Source organism: Asticcacaulis currens, assembly GCF_028550395.1.
Classification (GTDB): Bacteria; Pseudomonadota; Alphaproteobacteria; order Caulobacterales; family Caulobacteraceae; genus Asticcacaulis; species Asticcacaulis currens.
In genome coordinates, this window is record NZ_JAQQKW010000012.1 from 1 (window position 1) to 19221 (window position 19221).

At 62.7% G+C, this 19221-nt stretch carries 17 protein-coding genes; 7 read left to right on the forward strand and 10 right to left on the reverse strand.

Annotated elements, in window-relative coordinates:
- Nucleotides 1-294, forward strand: a 294-nt coding sequence (locus tag PQU94_RS16070) for an SDR family oxidoreductase (RefSeq protein ID WP_272740460.1), incomplete at its 5' end; no start/stop codon positions are given.
- Nucleotides 295-499: 205 nt separating this feature from the next.
- Nucleotides 500-913, forward strand: coding sequence for a cupin domain-containing protein (locus tag PQU94_RS16075; protein WP_272742451.1), 414 nt, complete (start codon nt 500-502; stop codon nt 911-913).
- Nucleotides 914-915: 2 nt separating this feature from the next.
- Here PQU94_RS16075 and PQU94_RS16080 read toward each other — a convergent pair whose 3' ends face one another.
- The 7 genes from PQU94_RS16080 to PQU94_RS16110 form a co-directional block, all read right to left on the reverse strand.
- Nucleotides 916-1779: an aldose 1-epimerase gene (locus PQU94_RS16080; RefSeq protein ID WP_272742452.1), complete on the reverse strand. Its 864-nt coding sequence runs from the start codon at nt 1777-1779 to the stop codon at nt 916-918.
- A gap of 84 nt (nt 1780-1863) precedes the next feature.
- On the reverse strand, nt 1864-3294 hold the full coding sequence (locus tag PQU94_RS16085; protein WP_272742453.1) for a sugar porter family MFS transporter: 1431 nt from the start codon (nt 3292-3294) through the stop codon (nt 1864-1866).
- A 327-nt stretch (nt 3295-3621) separates the two neighbouring features.
- Nucleotides 3622-5406 carry an IlvD/Edd family dehydratase gene (locus PQU94_RS16090; protein ID WP_272742454.1) on the reverse strand — a complete coding sequence of 595 codons (1785 nt, stop codon included), beginning with the start codon at nt 5404-5406 and terminating at the stop codon, nt 3622-3624.
- A gap of 9 nt (nt 5407-5415) precedes the next feature.
- On the reverse strand, nt 5416-6327 hold the full coding sequence (locus tag PQU94_RS16095) for an SMP-30/gluconolactonase/LRE family protein (protein ID WP_272742455.1): 912 nt from the start codon (nt 6325-6327) through the stop codon (nt 5416-5418).
- A 134-nt stretch (nt 6328-6461) separates the two neighbouring features.
- Entirely contained in the window at nt 6462-7211 is a 750-nt protein-coding gene (xylB, locus tag PQU94_RS16100) for a D-xylose 1-dehydrogenase (protein ID WP_272742456.1), read from the reverse strand.
- An 87-nt stretch (nt 7212-7298) separates the two neighbouring features.
- Nucleotides 7299-8474 (reverse strand): fumarylacetoacetate hydrolase family protein, encoded by a 1176-nt coding sequence (locus PQU94_RS16105; protein WP_272742457.1) that lies wholly within the window; start codon nt 8472-8474, stop codon nt 7299-7301.
- 229 nt (nt 8475-8703) lie between these two features.
- On the reverse strand, nt 8704-9765 hold the full coding sequence (locus PQU94_RS16110; RefSeq protein WP_272742458.1) for a LacI family DNA-binding transcriptional regulator: 1062 nt from the start codon (nt 9763-9765) through the stop codon (nt 8704-8706).
- A gap of 343 nt (nt 9766-10108) precedes the next feature.
- Between PQU94_RS16110 and PQU94_RS16115 the strand changes: the two genes are divergently transcribed.
- The 3 genes from PQU94_RS16115 (at nt 10109) to PQU94_RS18290 (ending at nt 12492) form a co-directional block, all read left to right on the forward strand.
- Nucleotides 10109-12064, forward strand: a complete 1956-nt coding sequence (locus tag PQU94_RS16115; protein WP_272742459.1) for a sialate O-acetylesterase — start codon at nt 10109-10111, stop codon at nt 12062-12064.
- A 188-nt stretch (nt 12065-12252) separates the two neighbouring features.
- Nucleotides 12253-12390: a DUF2798 domain-containing protein gene (locus PQU94_RS18285; RefSeq protein ID WP_438263747.1), complete on the forward strand. Its 138-nt coding sequence runs from the start codon at nt 12253-12255 to the stop codon at nt 12388-12390.
- 15 nt (nt 12391-12405) lie between these two features.
- Complete coding sequence (locus PQU94_RS18290) at nt 12406-12492, forward strand: DUF2798 domain-containing protein (protein WP_438263748.1); 87 nt, start codon at nt 12406-12408, stop codon at nt 12490-12492.
- A 42-nt stretch (nt 12493-12534) separates the two neighbouring features.
- On the opposite strand, the gene PQU94_RS16125 is transcribed toward PQU94_RS18290, so the two are convergent.
- Nucleotides 12535-12726 (reverse strand): hypothetical protein, encoded by a 192-nt coding sequence (locus tag PQU94_RS16125; RefSeq protein ID WP_272742460.1) that lies wholly within the window; start codon nt 12724-12726, stop codon nt 12535-12537.
- A gap of 336 nt (nt 12727-13062) precedes the next feature.
- On the opposite strand from PQU94_RS16125, the gene carA reads away from it, so the two are divergent.
- Nucleotides 13063-14235, forward strand: a complete 1173-nt coding sequence (carA, locus tag PQU94_RS16130; protein WP_272742461.1) for a glutamine-hydrolyzing carbamoyl-phosphate synthase small subunit — start codon at nt 13063-13065, stop codon at nt 14233-14235.
- Here the strand turns inward: carA and PQU94_RS16135 are convergent.
- Nucleotides 14232-14780: a hypothetical protein gene (locus PQU94_RS16135; RefSeq protein ID WP_272742462.1), complete on the reverse strand. Its 549-nt coding sequence runs from the start codon at nt 14778-14780 to the stop codon at nt 14232-14234. The two genes, carA and PQU94_RS16135, sit on opposite strands and share 4 nt — an antisense overlap.
- Nucleotides 14777-15580, reverse strand: a complete 804-nt coding sequence (locus PQU94_RS16140; RefSeq protein WP_272742463.1) for a PASTA domain-containing protein — start codon at nt 15578-15580, stop codon at nt 14777-14779. Before PQU94_RS16140 ends, PQU94_RS16135 begins: the two co-directional genes overlap by 4 nt.
- Nucleotides 15581-15860: 280 nt before the next feature.
- On the opposite strand from PQU94_RS16140, the gene carB reads away from it, so the two are divergent.
- Entirely contained in the window at nt 15861-19157 is a 3297-nt protein-coding gene (carB, locus tag PQU94_RS16145) for a carbamoyl-phosphate synthase large subunit (RefSeq protein ID WP_272742464.1), read from the forward strand.
- The last annotated feature ends 64 nt before the right edge of the window (nt 19158-19221 follow it).

Sequence of the window (19221 nt, forward strand, 5' to 3'; positions counted from 1 at the left end):
GCCACCAAGGCGGCGGTGATCGGCCTGACCAAGTCGGTGGCGGCGGACTTCGTGGCGCAGGGCATCCGCTGCAACGCCATCTGCCCCGGCACGGTGGAGACGCCGTCGCTGCTGCAACGCCTGCACGACACGGGCGATTTTGAGCAGGCCTATAAGGACTTCACCGCGCGTCAGGCCATGGGCCGCTTCGGCAAGCCGGAAGAACTGGCGGCACTGGCCGTCTATCTGGGCTCGGACGAATCCAAATTCACCACAGGCCGCGCCCACATCATCGACGGCGGTTGGGTGATGTAAGGGCTTTTTAGCCACCAAAAACACGAAAATCACCAACTCCGAACCGTAGGAACATGGGGCCCGAAGGGCTTCTGATTATTTGCGGCAAGCGTAATTTATGGCGCTTCGCACGATTAATCAGCGCAATGAAGTTCGTGTCTTTTCGTGTTTTTGGCTGCGCCGAACTGCGTTTCGTGGCTAACTCTTCCCAAACAGGAGGAACCCCATGCGCCTGATCTTTGCGGTTGCGCTGATCGCCCTGCCTTCGTTCGCCCTCGGAGCCCCGCCCATGGTCATTATCGACGAAAAGGACACGGTGGTCGAAGAGGCTCCTCCGCACGGTAAGATCGGTATGTCCACCGCCTGGCGCATCAGCGACAAGGCCCCACAGCGCAGTATGGAGTTCCGCAAGCGCAGCCTGCATAAGGGCGCGGCCATCGGCGTTCACCCTATCGACCACGATGAGGTCTATTACGTCGTTTCCGGCACCGGCATTGTGGAATCGGACGGCGTGACCCATACCCTCACCGAGGGCATGACGGCTTATCTTTATGAGGGGGCGCAGGTCAGCATCACACAGATGGGCGATGAGCCGCTGACCCTTATTATTTCGTACCCGTTGAAAGCCCGCACGAAATAGGCCTAACTGTGCAGGCTTATATCCATCCAGATCAGCGCCACTTCGCCGGGCTTGAGGCAGCGCAGGCCGGAATTGGCGTGGTGGAAGGGATCGGGCATATGGTTGACCGGCTCGGCGCAGAAATAGTCCTGGCCCGGCGGCACATAGATGTGCAGCCAGTGACAATCCGGTGAGGCGCGTAAGGTAAGGACCGGCGTACCGTCCTCATAGATATCGGCGCGCCCGGCAAAGCCCGTATGACAATGGTCGATCAGCCCGGTGTCGTTGACGAAATCCCCCAGCGTCCAGTCCTTGCGCCACACACCGGCGTGCCATTCGGTCGGCAGGCAGTCGGCATCCGCCATCCACACGCCGTCCACCTGCGCCTTGAGCCGCGTCCGCGGCGTGCGGTTGAAATAGGGGTGAAAGCCCAGTCCGGCGGGCATGGCGGTGGGGCTGAGGTTCTTGACGCTCAGCCAGACACGCAGGCCGGCCGGTCGCAGCTCAAACACCTGCCGCGCTTCATAGGCCCACGGCCATTCGTCCGGCTGATGACGATAGGTCAGGACGGCCCGCGACGGCGATTGCTCAACCACGCTCCAGCGCGCGCGCCAGCCCTGACCATGCAGGGTGTGCGGATGGTCACCCAGATTGGGGGCCATCTTGACCTTTTGCGTGCCGACAGAAAAGCTGCCATTGCGGATGCGGTTACAGAAGGGCACCAGCGGAAACGACGCCGTCTCCAGCACGTCGCGCGCGTCTTCCGGCGTTGGGCGCATATAGTCGCGACCCTTATGGCGTAAGGCTTCAATGGCCCCGCCCAGATCCGGATTCAATTCCAGCGCGGTTTCGCGCGCCGTCAGGGTCAGCGTCGAAAGAGCGATCATGTGGCATTTCCATAATTTTGTTTTTCAGACGCAAACGGCGGAGCCTGATCGAAGCTCCGCCGCCCTTTACTGTGTCTCTTTATGTTACGACTTTTTCCACAGGCTTTCAATCGCCTCAAGGGTCCGGCCCTTGGTTTCCGGCACGAACTTCCAGACGAAGACCGCCGCCAGCACCGAGCAGGCCGCATAGACGTAATAGTTGAGGCCGTGGTTAAAGGTGGCGTTCAGCGCGCTGTCGCCGTCGATCACCTTGAACGACCAGGTGACGATGTAGTTCGATATCCACTGAGCCGCCACGGCGATGGCCATGGCCTTACCCTTGATGGAGTTGGGGAACATTTCAGCCAGCAGCACCCACACGACCGGGCCCCACGACAGGGCGAAACCGGCGATGTACAGCATGGCGGCGTACAGCAGTAGCGTACCTTCCTGCTTCTGCTGGAACAGGATGCCGAGCGCGGCCATCGACACAGCCATGACCAGAGCGCCGAGGATCAGCAGCGGCTTGCGGCCCCAGTTATCGACGGTGAAGGTGGCCACCAGCGTGAACACCACATTGGCCGCGCCGACCAGCACGGTCTGGAACAGGGCCTGATCGGTGCCCGAACCGATATTCTTGAACATCAGCGGCGCGTAATAGAGCACGGCATTGATGCCGACGAACTGCTGAAACACCGACAACAGGACGCCAATCACGACGACGCCGACGCCGAAGGAGAACAGCTTGCCCGAATGTTCGTTCAGCGAGCCGCGGATCTCGTCCATGGTCGCCTGCGCTTCCTGCGGGTCGTTCAGTTCGCTGAGCAACTTGCGCGCCTTGTCTTCCTTTTGCTTCATGACGTACCAGCGCGGCGTGTCGGGCATCAGGAAGGCGGCGAGGAAGAACAGGGCCGCCGGGATGCCGGCCGAGGCCAGCATGTAGCGCCAGCCAGTCGAAAGTACCCACTCGTCCGTGCCGAATTCGGCGATCTTCAGATTGACGAAATAGACGAGCAACATGCCGCCGACGATGGCGATCTGCTGGAAGGTGATCAGCAGGCCGCGCTGCTTCGCCGGGGCGATTTCCGCGATGTACAGCGGCGAAATCAGCGACGCCATGCCGATGGCCACCCCGCCGATAAAGCGATAGATCATGAAGGGCGTCAGACCCTCAACGCCCAGACCGCCGATAGGCGCCAGACCCAGTTCCGGAAAGCCCGACAGGATCGACGAAGCGAAGAAGAGGAAGGCCGCAATCAGCATCCCGGCGCGACGGCCGAGCGAGGTGGACAGCGGCCCGGCGATCAGCGAGCCCAGCACGCAGCCCAGAAGCGCGATGCCGATGGCCGTACCGGCCAGAGAGTTGCGCGCCACCTCGGTGAGGTCGGTGCGCGGCGTGACGAAGTTATGGACGATGGCTTCTTCCGCGCCGGAAATCACGGCGGTATCGTAGCCGAACAGGAGGCCGCCCAGAGCCGCGCCGATGGCGAGCCCCATGACCAGCCCCATATTCACCTTTCCAAGTGATGAGGACATTCAATTTTCCCTTCCCTGAGTGCAATCGAAGGATTGCAGACGTGTGACACCTTCCGCTCTCTGGTCCCTGTGTATCGTTGGTGGTCGGGCGTGGCGGATAGGCGCAATGAAACTGAACCGCGCGCAGCGAATCGTAAAGACCGCTCTCTCAAAAAGTGAGACCGGTTCTTTAGCGCACCGCGCGGCGGGCGTGGTTAATGTGCCTTAAATTTTCAGTCTGGCAAGTGAAAAGCTGATAGCGCTAACATCTGAGGACTAGGTTTTACCGCAAAAATGCTGCGCAACAGCCCTCCTCCCTGTTGCGCAGCAACAGGGAGGAGATTTTGACTAATGATTATGCCGCGGCATCTTGTCAGCGATCTTCGTGTATTTCAGCGCCGGTTCCATCACCGCGCCCGTGTGCAACTGGCCCACGGTCTGACGATAGATTTCCTGCCACATGGTCATGGACTCCGGATAGGCCGGGATACCGTCCGCCTTGCGCTTTTCGATCTCTTCGGCGGAGACCAGCATGTCGCAGGCCCCGGTATTGATGTCGATGCGGATGGTGTCGCCTGTGCGCAGCCAGGCCAGCCCGCCACCCACCGCGCTTTCGGGCGAGGCGTTGAGGATGGAGGGGGAGTCCGCCGTCCCCGACTGACGCCCGTCGCCGATGGTCGGCAGTGAGGTGATACCCTTTTTCAGCAGCGCGTCGGGCGGCTGCATATTGACCACTTCGGCGGACCCCGGCCAGCCGACCGGGCCGGAACCGCGGATGACCAGAATGCAATGCTCGTCGATATTCAGCGCCGGATCATTGATGCGCTCGTGATAGTCGGTCGAGCCATCAAAGACGATGGCGCGGCCTTCGAACACGCCTTCGCGGCCCGGTTCAGACAGATAACGCTGACGGAATTCGGGCGAAATCACGCTCGTCTTCATGATGGCGAAGTCGAACAGATTGCCCTTGAGCACCAGGAAGCCCGCCCGCTCCATCAGCGGTTCAGCCACGGTGCGGATCATTTCGCGGTCGCGGGTTTCACGGCCTTCGACGTTTTCGGCAATCGTCTTGCCGGTGATCGTCGCCGCCGTGCCGTCCAGCATCCCGGCCTTCAACAGCTCGACATGGATGGCCGGGACGCCGCCCGCACGGTGGAAGCGCTCGCCCAGATACTTGCCCGCCGGTTGCATGTTGAGGATCAGCGGGATGTCATAGGCCGCCATCCAGTCTTCCGGCGTCAGCTCCACCCCGGCGTGGCGCGCCATGGCCACGATGTGCGGCTGAGCATTGGTCGAACCGCCCAGCGCCGCCACCGCCGCAATGGCGTTGAGGAAAGAGGCCTTGGTCAGGATTTTTGAGGGCTTGAGGTCCTCATAGGCCATTTCGACGATGCGGCGGCCCGTCTCATAGGCCATCTGCCCTCGCTCCCGATAGGGTGCCGGAATGGCCGAGCAGCCGGGCAGCGACAGGCCAAGGGTTTCGGCCACGGCGTTCATGGTCGAGGCCGTGCCCATGGTGTTGCAATGCCCCGCCGACGGGGCCGAGGCACAGGCGGCCTCGAGGAATTCGTCTTCGGTGATTTCACCGGCAGCCAGCTTGCGGCGTGAGCGCCAGATGACCGTGCCGGAACCGACCAGATCGCCGTCGTGCCAGCCGTCGAGCATCGGCCCGCCCGATAGCACAATGGCCGGAATATCGACGGCGGTGGCGGCCATAATGCCCGCCGGGGTGGTTTTGTCGCAGCCGGTCGTCAGCACCACCGCATCGAGCGGATAGCCATGCAGGATTTCCACCAGCGTCATGAAGCTGAGGTTGCGATCGACGGCGGCAGTCGGACGGCGACAGTTTTCAAAGATGGGATGGCAGGGAAATTCCATGCAGATGCCGCCCGCATCGCGGATGCCTTCGCGCACGCGCTGCGCCAGATCGAGGTGGATGCGGTTGCACGGGCTGAGGTCCGACCCCGACTGCGCGATACCGATAATGGGCCGCCCCGACCGCAGTTCCTGCGGCGTGATGCCGTAGTTCATGAAGCGCTCCAGATAGAGCGCCGCCATGTCGATATGGCCGGGGGCTTCGAACCATTCCTGTGAACGGAAACGGCCATTGGGGGTCGCGGGTTTACGGCTCATGGATTGCCCTCAGAGGAAATTTATTTCGTTTTGCGGCTGACCCGCCACGTCGCTGCGGAAGCTGAACAGCCCCCCGGCCAGCGGTTGCGATTTCAGATCATCGGCGCTTAAGCCCTTGGCCGCCGTCGTCGCATAGACGGTCTTCAGGTCGCGGCCGCCAAAGGCGATCTTGGTGACGTTCGACACCGGCAGATCAACCTTGCGGATCAGAGTCCCATCCGGCGCATAGACATGCACGCCCCAGCCGAAGAACAGCCCGACCCACACCTGGCCCAGGCTATCGACGATCGGGCCATCCATATAGCCTTCGCCGTGCGCGCCGGTTTTGCCCCCGGTTTTGCCCGTGGCGTCCAGTTGCGCGAACAGGCGCTTGTTATGGATGTCGCCGTGGTCGTCGAGATCGAAGGCGTAGATGTGCTTTTTCAGCGTATCGTTATGATAGAGGGTCTTGCCGTCCGGGCTGACCGCCGGGCCATTGGTGATGACGTAGTCGTCGTCCATCACCTTCAGGCCGCGCGCGTCGTAGCGATAGAGCCGACCGGTGGGTTTTTCTTCATCATCGTCCATCGACCCGAACCACAGGCGGCCCCTGGCATCGACAAAGCCGTCATTGAGGCGGTTGGTCGGCAGGCCCGGCTCGACATGGCTCAGCAGGGTAAAGGTGCCGGTTTTGGGGTCGAAATCGTACAGGCCCGTCTTGCAACCAACGACAAAGCCGCCGCGTGATTTGGGCGCGAGGAAGCCCGGCTCGGACGGGGCGAGGAAGGACTGATGCGAACCGATGTCGGGATCGTAGCGGTGGACGCGCTTTTGTTTGATATCGACGAACCACAGGGCGTGATCGCGTGCCGACCATACTGGTCCTTCGCCCAGCGTGGCCCTGAGGTCGAGAACACAGGTCGGTTGGAACAGTTGGGTCATGGGTTTCCTCCGACGGAGAGTGAGGCAACACCCCCTCCCCCACCACCGTTTGCTAGATCAAACGGTCCCCCTCCCCGCCCCCAGGGGCAGGGAGGCATAAACAAGTCAAACCACCGAAACCGCCTCGGTCAGGCTTATCGCCAACCGGCGTCGATCCAGTAGCCGTGGCCGGTGCACAGGGCGGCGTCGTCAGAGGCGAGGAACAGGGCCAGAGAGGCCACGTGCTGCGGCTCGATACGGCCGTCGAGGCATTGGGCTTCAACGATCTGACGCTCGCCTTCGGGCGTGTACCACTTCATCTGGCGCGGCGTTTTGACATTGCCGGGGATGATGGTGGTGACGCGGATATTGTCACGGCCCAGTTCGCGGGCCAGAGCGCGCGTCATGCCCTCGATACCGGCCTTGGCCGTTTCATAGAGCGTCAGGTCCGGCAGACCGAGGTGCCAGGAGATCGAGCCGAAATTGATGATGGCCCCGCCGCCCGCAGCCTTCATGCCCGGCGCAATGGCGCGGGTAACCATCAGCATATGCTTGAGGTTCACGCCAATATTCTTGTCGAAAAATTCCGACGTGATTTCCGACAGCGAATGACGGTCGTCGCGCGCCGCATTGTTGAGCAGGATCGTCACCGGCCCGTCGGCCTGAATGGTCGCCAGCACCTTTTCCAGCGCCGGCGTGTCGGTCAGGTCGCACTGATGATAGACCGGCGCAACGCCCAGAACCCCCGTGTCGATGGTGGCGGAAACCTCATCCACGAGGTCGATGAAATGCACCTTCGCCCCCTGATTGACGAAGGCCTTGACCAGCCCTCCGCCGATACCCGACCCCCCGCCGGTGATGAGAACCTTACGCCCTTTCAGGCTCGGATAGATGGCAGACGACATGTCTTCTGGACTTTCTACAAACAAACACCAAGGGGCACCCGGAAACGGCTTCTGCGTTTCTTATAAAGGATGCACGTTTAATTACATCTAGGCCGCGTCGGCCTTAAAGGTTTCGACCTTCAGCAGGCCGCGCGAAACCAGATTCTGCATCAGGGCGACAATACCAAAGGTCCAGGCGCGCGCGTCTTTCGAGGTGGTGACGCGATTTTCCAGCGTGCCGAGCTTCGGCGAGGTCACGGTGACAATGTCGCCGACCTTGTGCGTGAAGCCGCGGCCCGGCGTGTCACGGTCCTGCGTCGGCGCGAACAGCGTACCCAGCATCAGGACGAAGCCGTCCGGATAATGATGCTCGCTGAGCGCCTGACGGATCAGTTCCAGCGGATCGCGGCTGATCTGGTCCATCGAGGAGCGACCTTCCAGCACATAGCCTTCCGGTCCGTCGATGCGCAGATCGAGCACGGCGGAACGCACATCATCAAGCGTGAAACCCTCATCGAACATGCGGATGAACGGCCCCAGCGCGCACGAGGCGTTGTTGTCCTTGGCCTTGCCCAGCAGGAGCGCCGAGCGGCCTTCGAAGCAGCGCAGATTGACGTCATTGCCCAGAGTCGCACCCAGCGCCCGGCCCTTCGGATCAACGACCATCACCACTTCGGGTTCGGGGTTGTTCCAGGTCGAGTCGGAGCGCACGCCGACCTCTTCGCCCCAGCCGACCGACGACAGGACTGGCGCCTTGGTGAAGACTTCGGCATCCGGGCCGATGGCGACTTCGAGATATTGCGACCACAGGCCATCGGCGATCAGCGCCTCTTTCAGCTTGGCGGACGCTTCGGTGCCCGGCACGACCGAGCGGATATCGCCGCCCACACGCGCCGCCAGATCGTCACGGATGGCCTGAGCCTTGTTGTAATCGCCGCGCGCGCGTTCTTCGATCACGCGCTCCACCGCCGACACGGCGAAGGTCACGCCGGCCGCCTTGACCACCTGGAGGTCGATGGGGGCCAGAAGGGTCGATTGGCCTTCCCAGGACTTCTGGAACGCGAAGTCTTCGAGCTTACCGAGGCTCCTGCCCCCCGCGGGAGCGCCCTTTTCCGGCCACGCGGCGAGAAGCTGCGCCACAGTCGGAGCCACCGCGCTCATGTCAAACACCTCGCCCCCCCTGACCAGGACCGGGGTCGGGCCTTCGGGCAGAAGAATACGTCCCACCAGCGTGGCGTCGCGCCAATCCACCGGGAGCATGGCGGCAGGGAGGGAATCGGTCATGGTGACGAACCTTTGCTGTTACGAATCGTCCGGGCAGCCGGAAGGAAATGGACTCTGCTCAACCTGTAGCATCCGGGTGAAAACCCCCGGACTTATTTCTGTTTTTTGCACACGCCACACTCCACGGCGACGGCCGTGTTGAAAACAGGCGAGTGATAGCGCTACCATTCACAGAAGTCGGGGCCTCTTGTCAAGAGGCGAGACCCGTGCGGGTGTATTTTGTAACGCGTCAATCGGTGGCGTCTTCGCCCGGCGGGGAAGATGACTGACGCTCGATAATGGCAAAGTCGCGGATTTCGTGCACCGGGGCGTAGGGCTGCCCCGAACGGCGCGTGCGAATCTGCTCCAGCAGCATCTTCAACCCCAAAGACGCCATGTCCGAGATCGGCTGACGCACCGTGGTCAGTTCCGGCCACACAGAGGAGGCCATCGAGGTGTCATCAAACCCGACAATCGTCACATCCTTCGGCACATCGAGGCCCAGCCGGTGGGCCGAGGCCACGGCACCGGCGGCCATGTCATCATTGGAGGCAAACAGGGCCGTCGGACGCTCATCGCGCATCAGCAGGCTTTCGGCGGCATCGAAGCCGGAGCGATAGGTGAAATAGCCCTGCCCGACCAGCTTGTCTTCCGGCGTCAGACCGGCCTTGGTCAGGGCGGCGATGTAGCCCTCGTGCCGCAACTGACTGTAGTAGGAGTTGGGGTGACCCTTGATGAAGCCGATGCGGCGATGACCCAGCGCGATCAAACGCTGCGTCATGGCAAAGGCCGCCTTGAAATCGTCGATGGAGACGCTGGCCGCATCGGGCGAGGGGCGCGAGGTCGCCACCCCGACGAACGGCAGGCCCATCTCACGCAGGGCCTTAGCCACGCGCGTGGAATCCGACAGAGGGGGCGGCAGGACCACGCCATCCACCCCCAGCGATTTCAGCTTGTCGAGCACGTCGGCCACGCCTTCGGGGCCTTCGCAGCTTTCGATGATCAACTGACAGCCGCTTTGCGAGCTTTGGTGCAGTATGCCCAGCAGCAGTTCCGACAGGAAGGACATGGACGGGTTGGAATAAATCAGGGCGATGCGCGACGAATCCTGAGACGCCAGAGAGCGCGCCGCCATATTGGGCGAATAGTTCAGCGCCTCGATAGCTTCGGCCACCTTTTTGCGTGTCTCTTCGCGGACGTTCTTTTCGCCGTTGATGACGCGCGACACGGTCATAGGCGACACGCCGACATGCCGGGCCACGTCATGAATGGTGACGATATTACCGCCGCGACGACTGACCTTACGCGCCAATGCTCTACCCCTTGCGTGCCGCGCCACAGGACGCTGAATCGGATACACTCGTACAATTGTCGCACGTCAAACCAGCAAAGGTAAAGGGGGACGGACCCCTTGCTTTCATTGGTGAAATAAATTCTCACTTGAAAAAAAGTAAACGCTGTCATAAGCCTAAGACGCGATCTCGACCGAAAAACAGAAGCGAGACGATCAGGGAAGACGACCTTATGACCGCCCAAATGCGCGTAACGACTCTCGCCTGCGGATCGCGACTCACGTCTGAACCGACCGGACGCGGCTGTGCGTCACGGCCCTTACCGAGCGACGATTATCCCCCCCACGCAATGGAGACGGTCCCATGACACTGACATCCCTGCGCCTGACCAGCGCCCTGCTGAGCCTGTCCCTGATCGCCCCCCTGACGGGGCCTGCGACGGCTGAAGCTGCACCGCGTTTTGCCGCCATCTTTGGCGATCACGCCGTCCTGCAACGAGAGGCCCCGGTACGGATATGGGGCTTCGCCGACACGGGCGAAACGGTCACGCTGCGCATCGCCGGTCAGACAGCGACCGCAAAGGCCGACGCATCGGGCCGCTGGGAGGCGACCCTGTCCCCCCTGCCCGCAGGCGGCCCTTACGAGCTCAGCCTGGCAGGTGGAGCAACACTGAAAGACCTTCTGGTCGGGGACGTGTTCCTCTGTTCGGGGCAATCGAACATGGAGTTCACCACCAAATACGCCACCAATGCCTATAACGAGATCATGAGCTCGGCCAATGATCGTATCCGCTTCGTCACGGTCGAAAAGGACGCGCAACCCGCCGGCCCGCTGAGCGACCTGCCCAAGGCCCCGGCGTGGCGCGCCGTCGGACCGGAAACGACCGGCGACACCTCCGCCGTCTGCTACTACATGTCGAAGGCGCTGGCGGCAAAGACGGGCGTCCCCATCGGCATGATCCATTCGTCGTGGGGCGGCACCATGATCCAGTCGTGGCTGAGCCAATCGACCCTGCGTCAGCTCAAAAGCTACGATACCGGCCTTGAGACGCTGAACCTCTATGCCCGCGACCCGCAGGCGGCGCAAAAGGGCTGGCAAAAGGTGACGCAGACCTGGTGGGATACCCACGAACCTCAGGCGGCCGAAAAGCGCCAATGGGCGACCGCCACCTATGACGACCGCGACTGGAAGACCATGAACACGACGCACTTCTGGGAAGAGTCGGGCGACCCGGCCCTTGCGGGTTTTGACGGCGTGGTGTGGTATCGCAGCGAGATCACCCTGAGCGCAGCGCAGGTCAAATCGGCCACCACGCTGGTGCTGGGGGCGGTGGACGATGCCGATACCACCTTCATCAACGGTCAGGTCATAGGCTCCAGCGAAGGCTGGAATACACCGCGTCGCTATGAGATTCCTAAAGGCGTGCTGAAGGCCGGACGCAATGTCATCGCTCTGCGCGCCGTCGATACGGGCGGCGGTGGCGGCATGTGGGGTGACCCCAAGCCCCGCGGACTTTACCTCAGCGATGGCAATATTATTCAGATTCCGGAAGTATGGAAATACAAAATTTCCACACCGATGTCGGGCCTCAGCGATGTGCCGACCACACCGTGGCTGCCCACCTCCGGGCTGGCGACCCTCTATAACGGGATGATCGCGCCGATCGCCCCCTATACTCTTAAGGGGGTGGCTTGGTATCAGGGCGAAGCCAATGCCAGTAATGCCAGGGAATATAGCCGTCTGCTGCCTGCCCTGTTTGCCGACTGGCGCGCCAGCTTCCGTCAACCCGACCTGCCCGTCGTCGTCGTGCAACTGGCCAATTTCGGGCCGGTGGTGAACGGCCCCGCCCCGTCGCAATGGGCGGCCTTACGCGAATCCCAGCGCCTGAGTGTCGATGCCGACGCGAAGACCGCTATGGCCGTCAGCCTCGATGTGGGCGACCGCACCGACATCCATCCGACTCAGAAAAAGGTGGTGGGTGAGCGCGTGGCGCTCGGGATGCGCAAGGCGGCCTATGGCGAAACCGTCGCCCTGTCGCCCGAACCCGTCTCAGCCACCCGCCGCGGCGCGGATGTGGTGATCCGGTTCCGCGACACGGGTGGAAAGCTCCTGACCTATTCATCGGATCAGGCCATCGGTTTTGAAGCCTGCGACGGCGCCTGCCGCTATGTCAGCGCCACGGTCGAAGGCGATGCGGTGGTGCTGAAAGGCGCGGCGACGGCCAGACAGGTCCGCTATGGCTGGGCCGACTCGCCCTATGTCAATCTCTTCAGCGCCAGCGACCTGCCGGTCGCCCCGTTTCAGATCGACATCCCGTAGGCCGATTGCTCAGGCGGTGACGGGGGCATCCGCGGCATGACTTGCCCCCGTTCACCGCCTTTGCTAGAGTGATGGCGTCGGCAACCGACCGTAAGCGTGCAACGTCAAGCAACGCACCTCACCCCCCGTCAGTGGACGGGGCCTGATCAAAGGTGCCCTGTGCTGACATTATTCCCGAAAGAGACACTATGCTGTTTCCACGCTTACCGGCGCGCTATGGCGCGTTCGCCCTGCCCTTTATCCTGTCGATCTTCATGACTTTTGTGGTGTCGCTGATTTCGACGCTGAAGGCTGTGGGGGTTTCCGCAGGCTTTATCGGCCATTAGCTGCCCGCTTGGGGCCTGTCCTGGCTGATCGCCTTCCCCACACTTCTGATGGTGCTGCCTCTGGTCAGACGCATCGTCAGGCTGGTGGTCGCCGAACCATAAACCTCAAAAAGACCCTCTCCTCCCCGGAGGAGAGGGCACACATCACGGATTGGGGTACTGAAAGACCAGTTGCTGCGTGTTGACGTCGTAGATGCGTGCCTGAGTCGCGCCGTGCCAGCGGCTGTGGGCCGGCAGGTGGGCCTTGGCGTGGTCGATGGCCAGATTGAGGTCCGATCCCCACGGCACCGAGGTCACTTCGGCATCTTCGGCATTGAGGAAAAAGATTCGATACATCAGGGCTCTCCCGTAAACGCATCCCAAAGGTCAAGCCTTGTGGATAGGACGCGCGTCAAAGGTGGAGGCGACGTTTCGAGACAGTCGAAACCGCGCCGGGCGATCCCCCGCCGGAAAAGATCGAGACCTATCGCCGCCAAATAAAGCCGCAATGAGGCGAAATCGGGCTTTTCCACGGTAGAGTCCCGGTATGTTACGCAGAGCGACAGACCCCGCGCACAATCGTGACCGCCCGAGGGCAATTCGTCATTGACCCGGCGGGACCAAATCCCTATGTGTGCGGCCGTTTACCCGCAGCCCTGCCCGCCTCTGGCCTTCCTATAGGAGTATTTGACCATGACTGACCTTCTTCCCGGCGTTACGGGGGTTCTGGTTCTGGCCGACGGCACCGTGTTTCAGGGCCTGGGCTGTGGCGCGACCGGCGATGCGCTGGGCGAGGTCTGCTTCAACACGGCCATGACCGGCTATCAGGAAATCCTCACCGATCCGTCCTATATGGATCAGATCGTCGCCTTCACCTTCCCGCACGTCGGCAATGTCGGCGTCAATGCCGAAGACGTGGAGCAACTGGGCGATGACCCCCGCCGGGCCGGCAGGGGCGCGATCTTCCGCGACGTGCCGACGCCGCCCGCCAACTGGCGCTCGACCCTCAGCTTCGATGCGTGGATGGCCTCGCGCGGCGTGGTCGGCCTCGCCGGGATCGACACGCGCGCGCTGACCAAGCGCATCCGCGAAAAGGGCATGCCGCACGGCGTAATCGCCCACAACCCCGAAGGTCAGTTCGACATCCCCGCCCTGACGCAAAAGGCCGCCGAGTGGGCGGGCCTTGTCGGGCTGGATCTGGCCAAGGACGCCACCTCGACGCAGGCGGCGCAGTGGACTTCCGACCTGTGGAAGTGGTCCGAGGGCCATAAGGACGGTCAGAAGGCGGACTTCAACGTCGTCGTCATCGACTATGGCGTGAAGCAGAACATCCTGCGCGCCCTGATCAGCGTCGGTGCGGCGGTAAAGATCGTCCCGGCTCAAACCCCGGCCGAAGAGATTCTGGCGATGAAGCCCGATGGCGTGCTGCTGTCCAACGGTCCGGGCGACCCGGCGGCCACCGGGGCCTATGCCGTGCCGCAGATTCAGACGCTGGTCGAAGCCGGTCTGCCGGTCTTCGGCATTTGTCTTGGCCATCAGATGCTGGCTCTGGCGCTGGGGGCGAAGACGCTCAAGATGGAACAGGGCCACCACGGCGCCAACCACCCGGTGAAGGACCTGACCACCAACAAGGTCGAGATCGTCTCGATGAACCACGGCTTTGCGGTCGATCGCAACAGCCTGCCCGCCGGTGTGGTCGAAACCCACGTCTCGCTGTTTGACGGCACCAACTGCGGTATCGCTCTGGCCGGGAAGCCGGTGTTCAGCGTCCAGCACCACCCCGAAGCCTCGCCCGGCCCGGTCGATTCGCTCTATCTGTTTGAGCGTTTTGCGCAATACATGCGCGACGCCAAGGTGGCGGCTTAGCTGTAAAGCGGCAGGGCGGGCGTCAATCGATGCTCGCCCGGCAGGGTCAGTTTGCCCAGCGTCAGGCTTTCCAGAGTACGCCCTGCCACGCGGAGCTTGAGCGACAGATGGCAGCGCCCAGACCCGACGGCGATCATATCCCTGTCGAGGATCGACAGTTCGACACCCTCGAACGCCCCGCACAGGGTCAGGGCCAGCCTGAGCGGAAAACGCCGCTCGGCCCCCACATGGATCACCACTTCCGGCGTCAGGTCGCGCTCGATATCGTGCGCGGCCAGTTTTACCACGACCGGCTCCCCCAGTTGCGCGCGTTCGCCCTGATAGAAGGTACGAATATCCTTTGAGGTGCGCCAGCCCTCGGCCAGAAGGGCAAACGGATCGCTGCGCAAAGCCGTATCCAGAGCCGTACGAATAAGACCTTTGGCCAGTGGGACGCCATTCAGGAAGCGACGCAGCGCGCGATCCTTGTCCGCAGCCCTTGTGACCTGCGCCTCCAGCCGCTGACGCGCTTCGGGCGTGAGAAGATCGTTGATCGTCTCGTTCATGAGCGCCCCTTTCGTCCGCTGACCAGCGATCCGCGGACCTTTAGCCGCGCCGCACCAGGCGTCAGACGCAGCGACACATTGGGTGCCAAGCCGCCGCGGCCGCGTATCCGGCGTGGCTTCCGTGCCGAGGCGCCGGCCAGCCCTGCAAAAAGCACCAGCGCCACAACGGCGGCGATCCATAGCCACGGGATGTGCGTGGGCATGTCGCGCAAGGGCGTCGTCTCTTGTGGTCGTGCCGCGTTTTCTATGGGCGCAGGGGGCGTTTTGTCAGCGGGAAGCGCCGGCGGCGGCACTTCGGACGCCTGAGACGAGGGGGTGGCCGGGGGTTCAGCCTGCGGTATCGGCGTGTCGGGACGCTCCGGTACGCTCTGCGTAGAGACAGAGCCTGCGGAGTTTGATGTCTCCCCTGCCGAACCCACAGATGTGCCGTCTTCCATTTTCGGTGCCCGGCCTGTCGAGACACTGAGCACCAGCCGCCCACCCGGCTTGAGCGGTTGTCCGGCCTGAGGGTTCTGGCCGATGATCGTCCCCATCGGGGCCTCATCCTCCGTCTTGCGCGCCACCGGCAAGGTCATGAAAAACCGGGTCACCGGTGCGGCGACCGCCTCGTACCGGCAACCGGTCAGGGCGGGTGCCGTTTGCTGCGCCGCCGCCCGGCGGATCGCCGGAGGGCTACACGGGTCAGTCTTGTCAGCGGGCACCTGGGCCACCGTCGTCCGGGGGCTGGCCAGCGCGCTGCCATCCATGAGCGCACCCATGCACAGGATCAGTCCCAAAGCCTGTCTGAAACCCACCTGCATTCCCCGCTCCCGGCTATTGCACGCCTTAACCCTACCACTGTTCTTTCACCCTCGCCATGACGCGAAAGCCTCACCTCGATCTTCGTGAGAAAAGGGGTTGCATCCCCCCCCTTAAGGCACTAAAGCACCCGCTTAGCCTGAAAACAGAAACAAGCGCTACACGGACAGCTTTACGGCTGCCCGCACCTTATTGCGCGCCCAGTCCCTTGCGGTGTGCCCCCCCTAAGCCAGCGCCGGTTTTCGGACCGGACGCGGCCCCAAAGTAAAGAAAGACCGAGACATGCCCAAACGTACAGATATCAAGTCCATCCTGATCATCGGCGCGGGGCCCATCGTCATCGGTCAGGCCTGTGAGTTCGACTATTCCGGCGTGCAGGCCTGTAAGGCCCTGCGTCAGGAAGGCTACCGCATCATTCTGGTCAATTCCAACCCGGCCACTATCATGACCGATCCGGACGTGGCCGATGCGACCTATATCGAGCCGATCACCCCGGAATTCGTCGAAAAGATCATCGCCAAGGAGCGCCCGGACGCCCTTCTGCCCACCATGGGCGGTCAGACGGCGCTCAACACGGCGCTGGCGCTGGAAAACAACGGCGTGCTGGCCAAGTACAATGTCGAAATGATCGGTGCCAAGGCCGAGGTCATCGACAAGGCCGAAGACCGTCAGAAGTTCCGCGACGCCATGGACAAGCTGGGGCTTGAATCGGCCAAATCCGCCGTCGCCCATAGCTGGGAAGAGGCGGTTGAGGCGCTGAAGACCATCGGCGGCCTGCCCGCCGTCATCCGTCCGTCGTTTACGCTGGCCGGGACCGGCGGCGGCATCGCCTACAATCAGGAAGAGTTCCGCGACATCGTCACGCGTGGCCTCGACCTCAGCCCCACCACCGAGGTGTTGATCGAAGAGTCGATCGTCGGCTGGAAGGAATACGAGATGGAAGTCGTCCGCGACAAGGCGGACAACTGCATCATCGTCTGTTCCATCGAAAACGTCGATCCGATGGGCGTGCACACCGGCGATTCGATCACGGTCGCCCCGGCGCTGACCCTGACCGACAAGGAATATCAGATCATGCGTTCGGCCTCTCTGGCCGTGCTGCGCGAAATCGGCGTCGAAACCGGCGGCTCGAACGTGCAGTTCGCGCTGAACCCGGCCGATGGCCGCATGATCGTCATCGAGATGAATCCGCGCGTGTCGCGCTCCTCGGCTCTGGCGTCGAAGGCCACCGGCTTCCCCATCGCCAAGATCGCCGCCAAGCTGGCCGTCGGCTACACGCTGGACGAACTGACCAACGACATCACCAAGGTCACCCCGGCCTCGTTCGAGCCGTCGATTGATTACGTCGTCACCAAGATCCCGCGCTTCGCCTTCGAAAAGTATCCGGGCTCCGAGCCGCTGCTCGGCACCTCGATGAAGTCGGTCGGCGAAGTCATGGCCATCGGTCGCACCTTTGCCGAGTCGGTGCAAAAGGCCCTGCGCGGTCTGGAAACCGGCCTGTCGGGCTTTGATGAGGTCGAAATCCCCGGCGTCGCCGGTGCAGCCAGCGTTCATGCCATCAAGGAAGCCGTGGTGCGCGAATTGGGCCGTCCGACGCCGGATCGTCTGCGCGTCATCGCTCAGGCCTTCCGCCACGGCCTCAGCGTCGAAGAGATCAACACGGCCTGTCACTATGAGCCGTGGTTCCTGCGTCAGATCGAAACCATCGTGTCTGAGGAATCGAAGATCGGTGCGCTGGGCCTGCCGAAGACCGCGCATGAGCTGCGCAAGCTGAAGGCCATGGGCTTCTCCGACGTGCGGCTGGCCAAGCTGACCGGCACCACGGAAAAGGACGTGCGCGCTGCGCGTCGCGGCCTGAATGTGCGCCCGGTGTTTAAGCGCATCGACACCTGCGCTGCCGAATTCGCCTCATCGACGGCCTACATGTATTCGACCTACGAATCCGGCGCTCTGGGTCAGGTGCCGGAATGTGAAGCCGCACCGTCCGACCGTAAGAAGGCCATCATCCTGGGCGGCGGGCCGAACCGTATCGGTCAGGGCATCGAGTTCGACTACTGCTGCTGCCACGCGGCCTTTGCCTATAAGGACATGGGCCTTGAGGCCATCATGGTCAACTGTAACCCGGAGACGGTCTCGACCGACTACGACACGTCCGACCGCCTCTATTTCGAGCCGCTGACCGCCGAAGACGTGCTGGAACTGATCGCGGTTGAGCAATCGAACGGGACGCTGGCCGGTGTGGTGGTGCAGTTCGGTGGTCAGACGCCGCTGAAACTGGCGCAGGCGCTGGAAGACGAAGGTATCCCCATCCTCGGCACGTCGCCCGACGCCATTGACCTGGCCGAAGACCGCGAACGCTTCCAGCAACTGCTGAAAGAGATCAACCTGACCCAGCCGGTCAACGCCATCGCCCGCACGCCGGAAGAGGCGTTCAAGGCGGCGCATGAGGTCGGCTATCCCATCGTCATCCGCCCGTCCTACGTGCTGGGCGGCCGCGCCATGGAAATCATCCGCGACGACGAGCAACTGACCCGCTATGTGCGCGAAGCCGTGCAGGTGTCCGGCGACTCGCCGGTGCTGATCGACCAGTACTTAAGCGCCGCCATCGAAGTCGATGCCGATGCGCTGGCCGATGAAACCGGTGTGTTTGTTGCCGGCATCATGGAGCATATCGAAGAGGCCGGGGTGCACTCCGGCGACTCGGCCTGTTCGCTGCCGCCCTTCTCGCTGAAGCCGGAAACGGTGAAGGAGCTGGAGCGTCAGACGGTCGAGCTGGCGCGCGCGCTGAAGGTCAAGGGGCTGATGAACGTGCAGTTCGCCATCATGAACCCCTACACCGACCCGAAGATCTACGTACTGGAGGTCAATCCGCGCGCCTCGCGGACCGTGCCGTTCGTGGCCAAGACGCTGGGCAAGCCGCTGGCCGGGATCGCCGCCAAGGTCATGGCCGGTCAGTCCCTGTCGTACTTCGGCCTGACGCCGCGCGATTACCGCCACGTGGCGGTCAAGGAAGCCGTCTTCCCCTTCGCGCGCTTTGCCAATGTCGATACGGTGCTGGGGCCTGAGATGCGCTCGACCGGTGAGGTCATGGGCCTCGACTGGGTGCGCGATGGCGAAGAGATGATCGACGCCTTTGCCCGCGCCTTTGCCAAGTCACAACTGGGCGGCGGTACGAAGCTGCCGACCGGGGGCCGCGTCTTCGTCTCCGTCAAGGATCAGGACAAGCCGGTGATCGTTGAGGCCATCCGCACCCTGCTCAGCCTCGGCTTCGAGGTGTGCGGCACGGCGGGCACGGCCGACTATCTGGCAACGCAGGGCGTGAAGATCGACACCATCAAGAAGGTGCTCGAAGGGCGCCCCAACATCCTTGATGCGATCAAGAATGGCGAGATCGCGCTGGTCTTCAACACCACCGAAGGCAAGCAGGCCCTGCTCGACTCCTTCTCGATCCGCCGCACGACCCTGATGATGAAGATCCCCTACTACACCACGGCCAATGGCGCTGTGGCGGCGGTGCGGGCCATCGCATCGGGCCTTAAGGGCGAACTCGACGTCCGGTCCATTCAGGAATACGCGTAACGAAGAAAGCCCCGGTGAAAACCGGGGCTTTGCTTTTCGTGCGGTCCCCCTCCCCGCACTAACG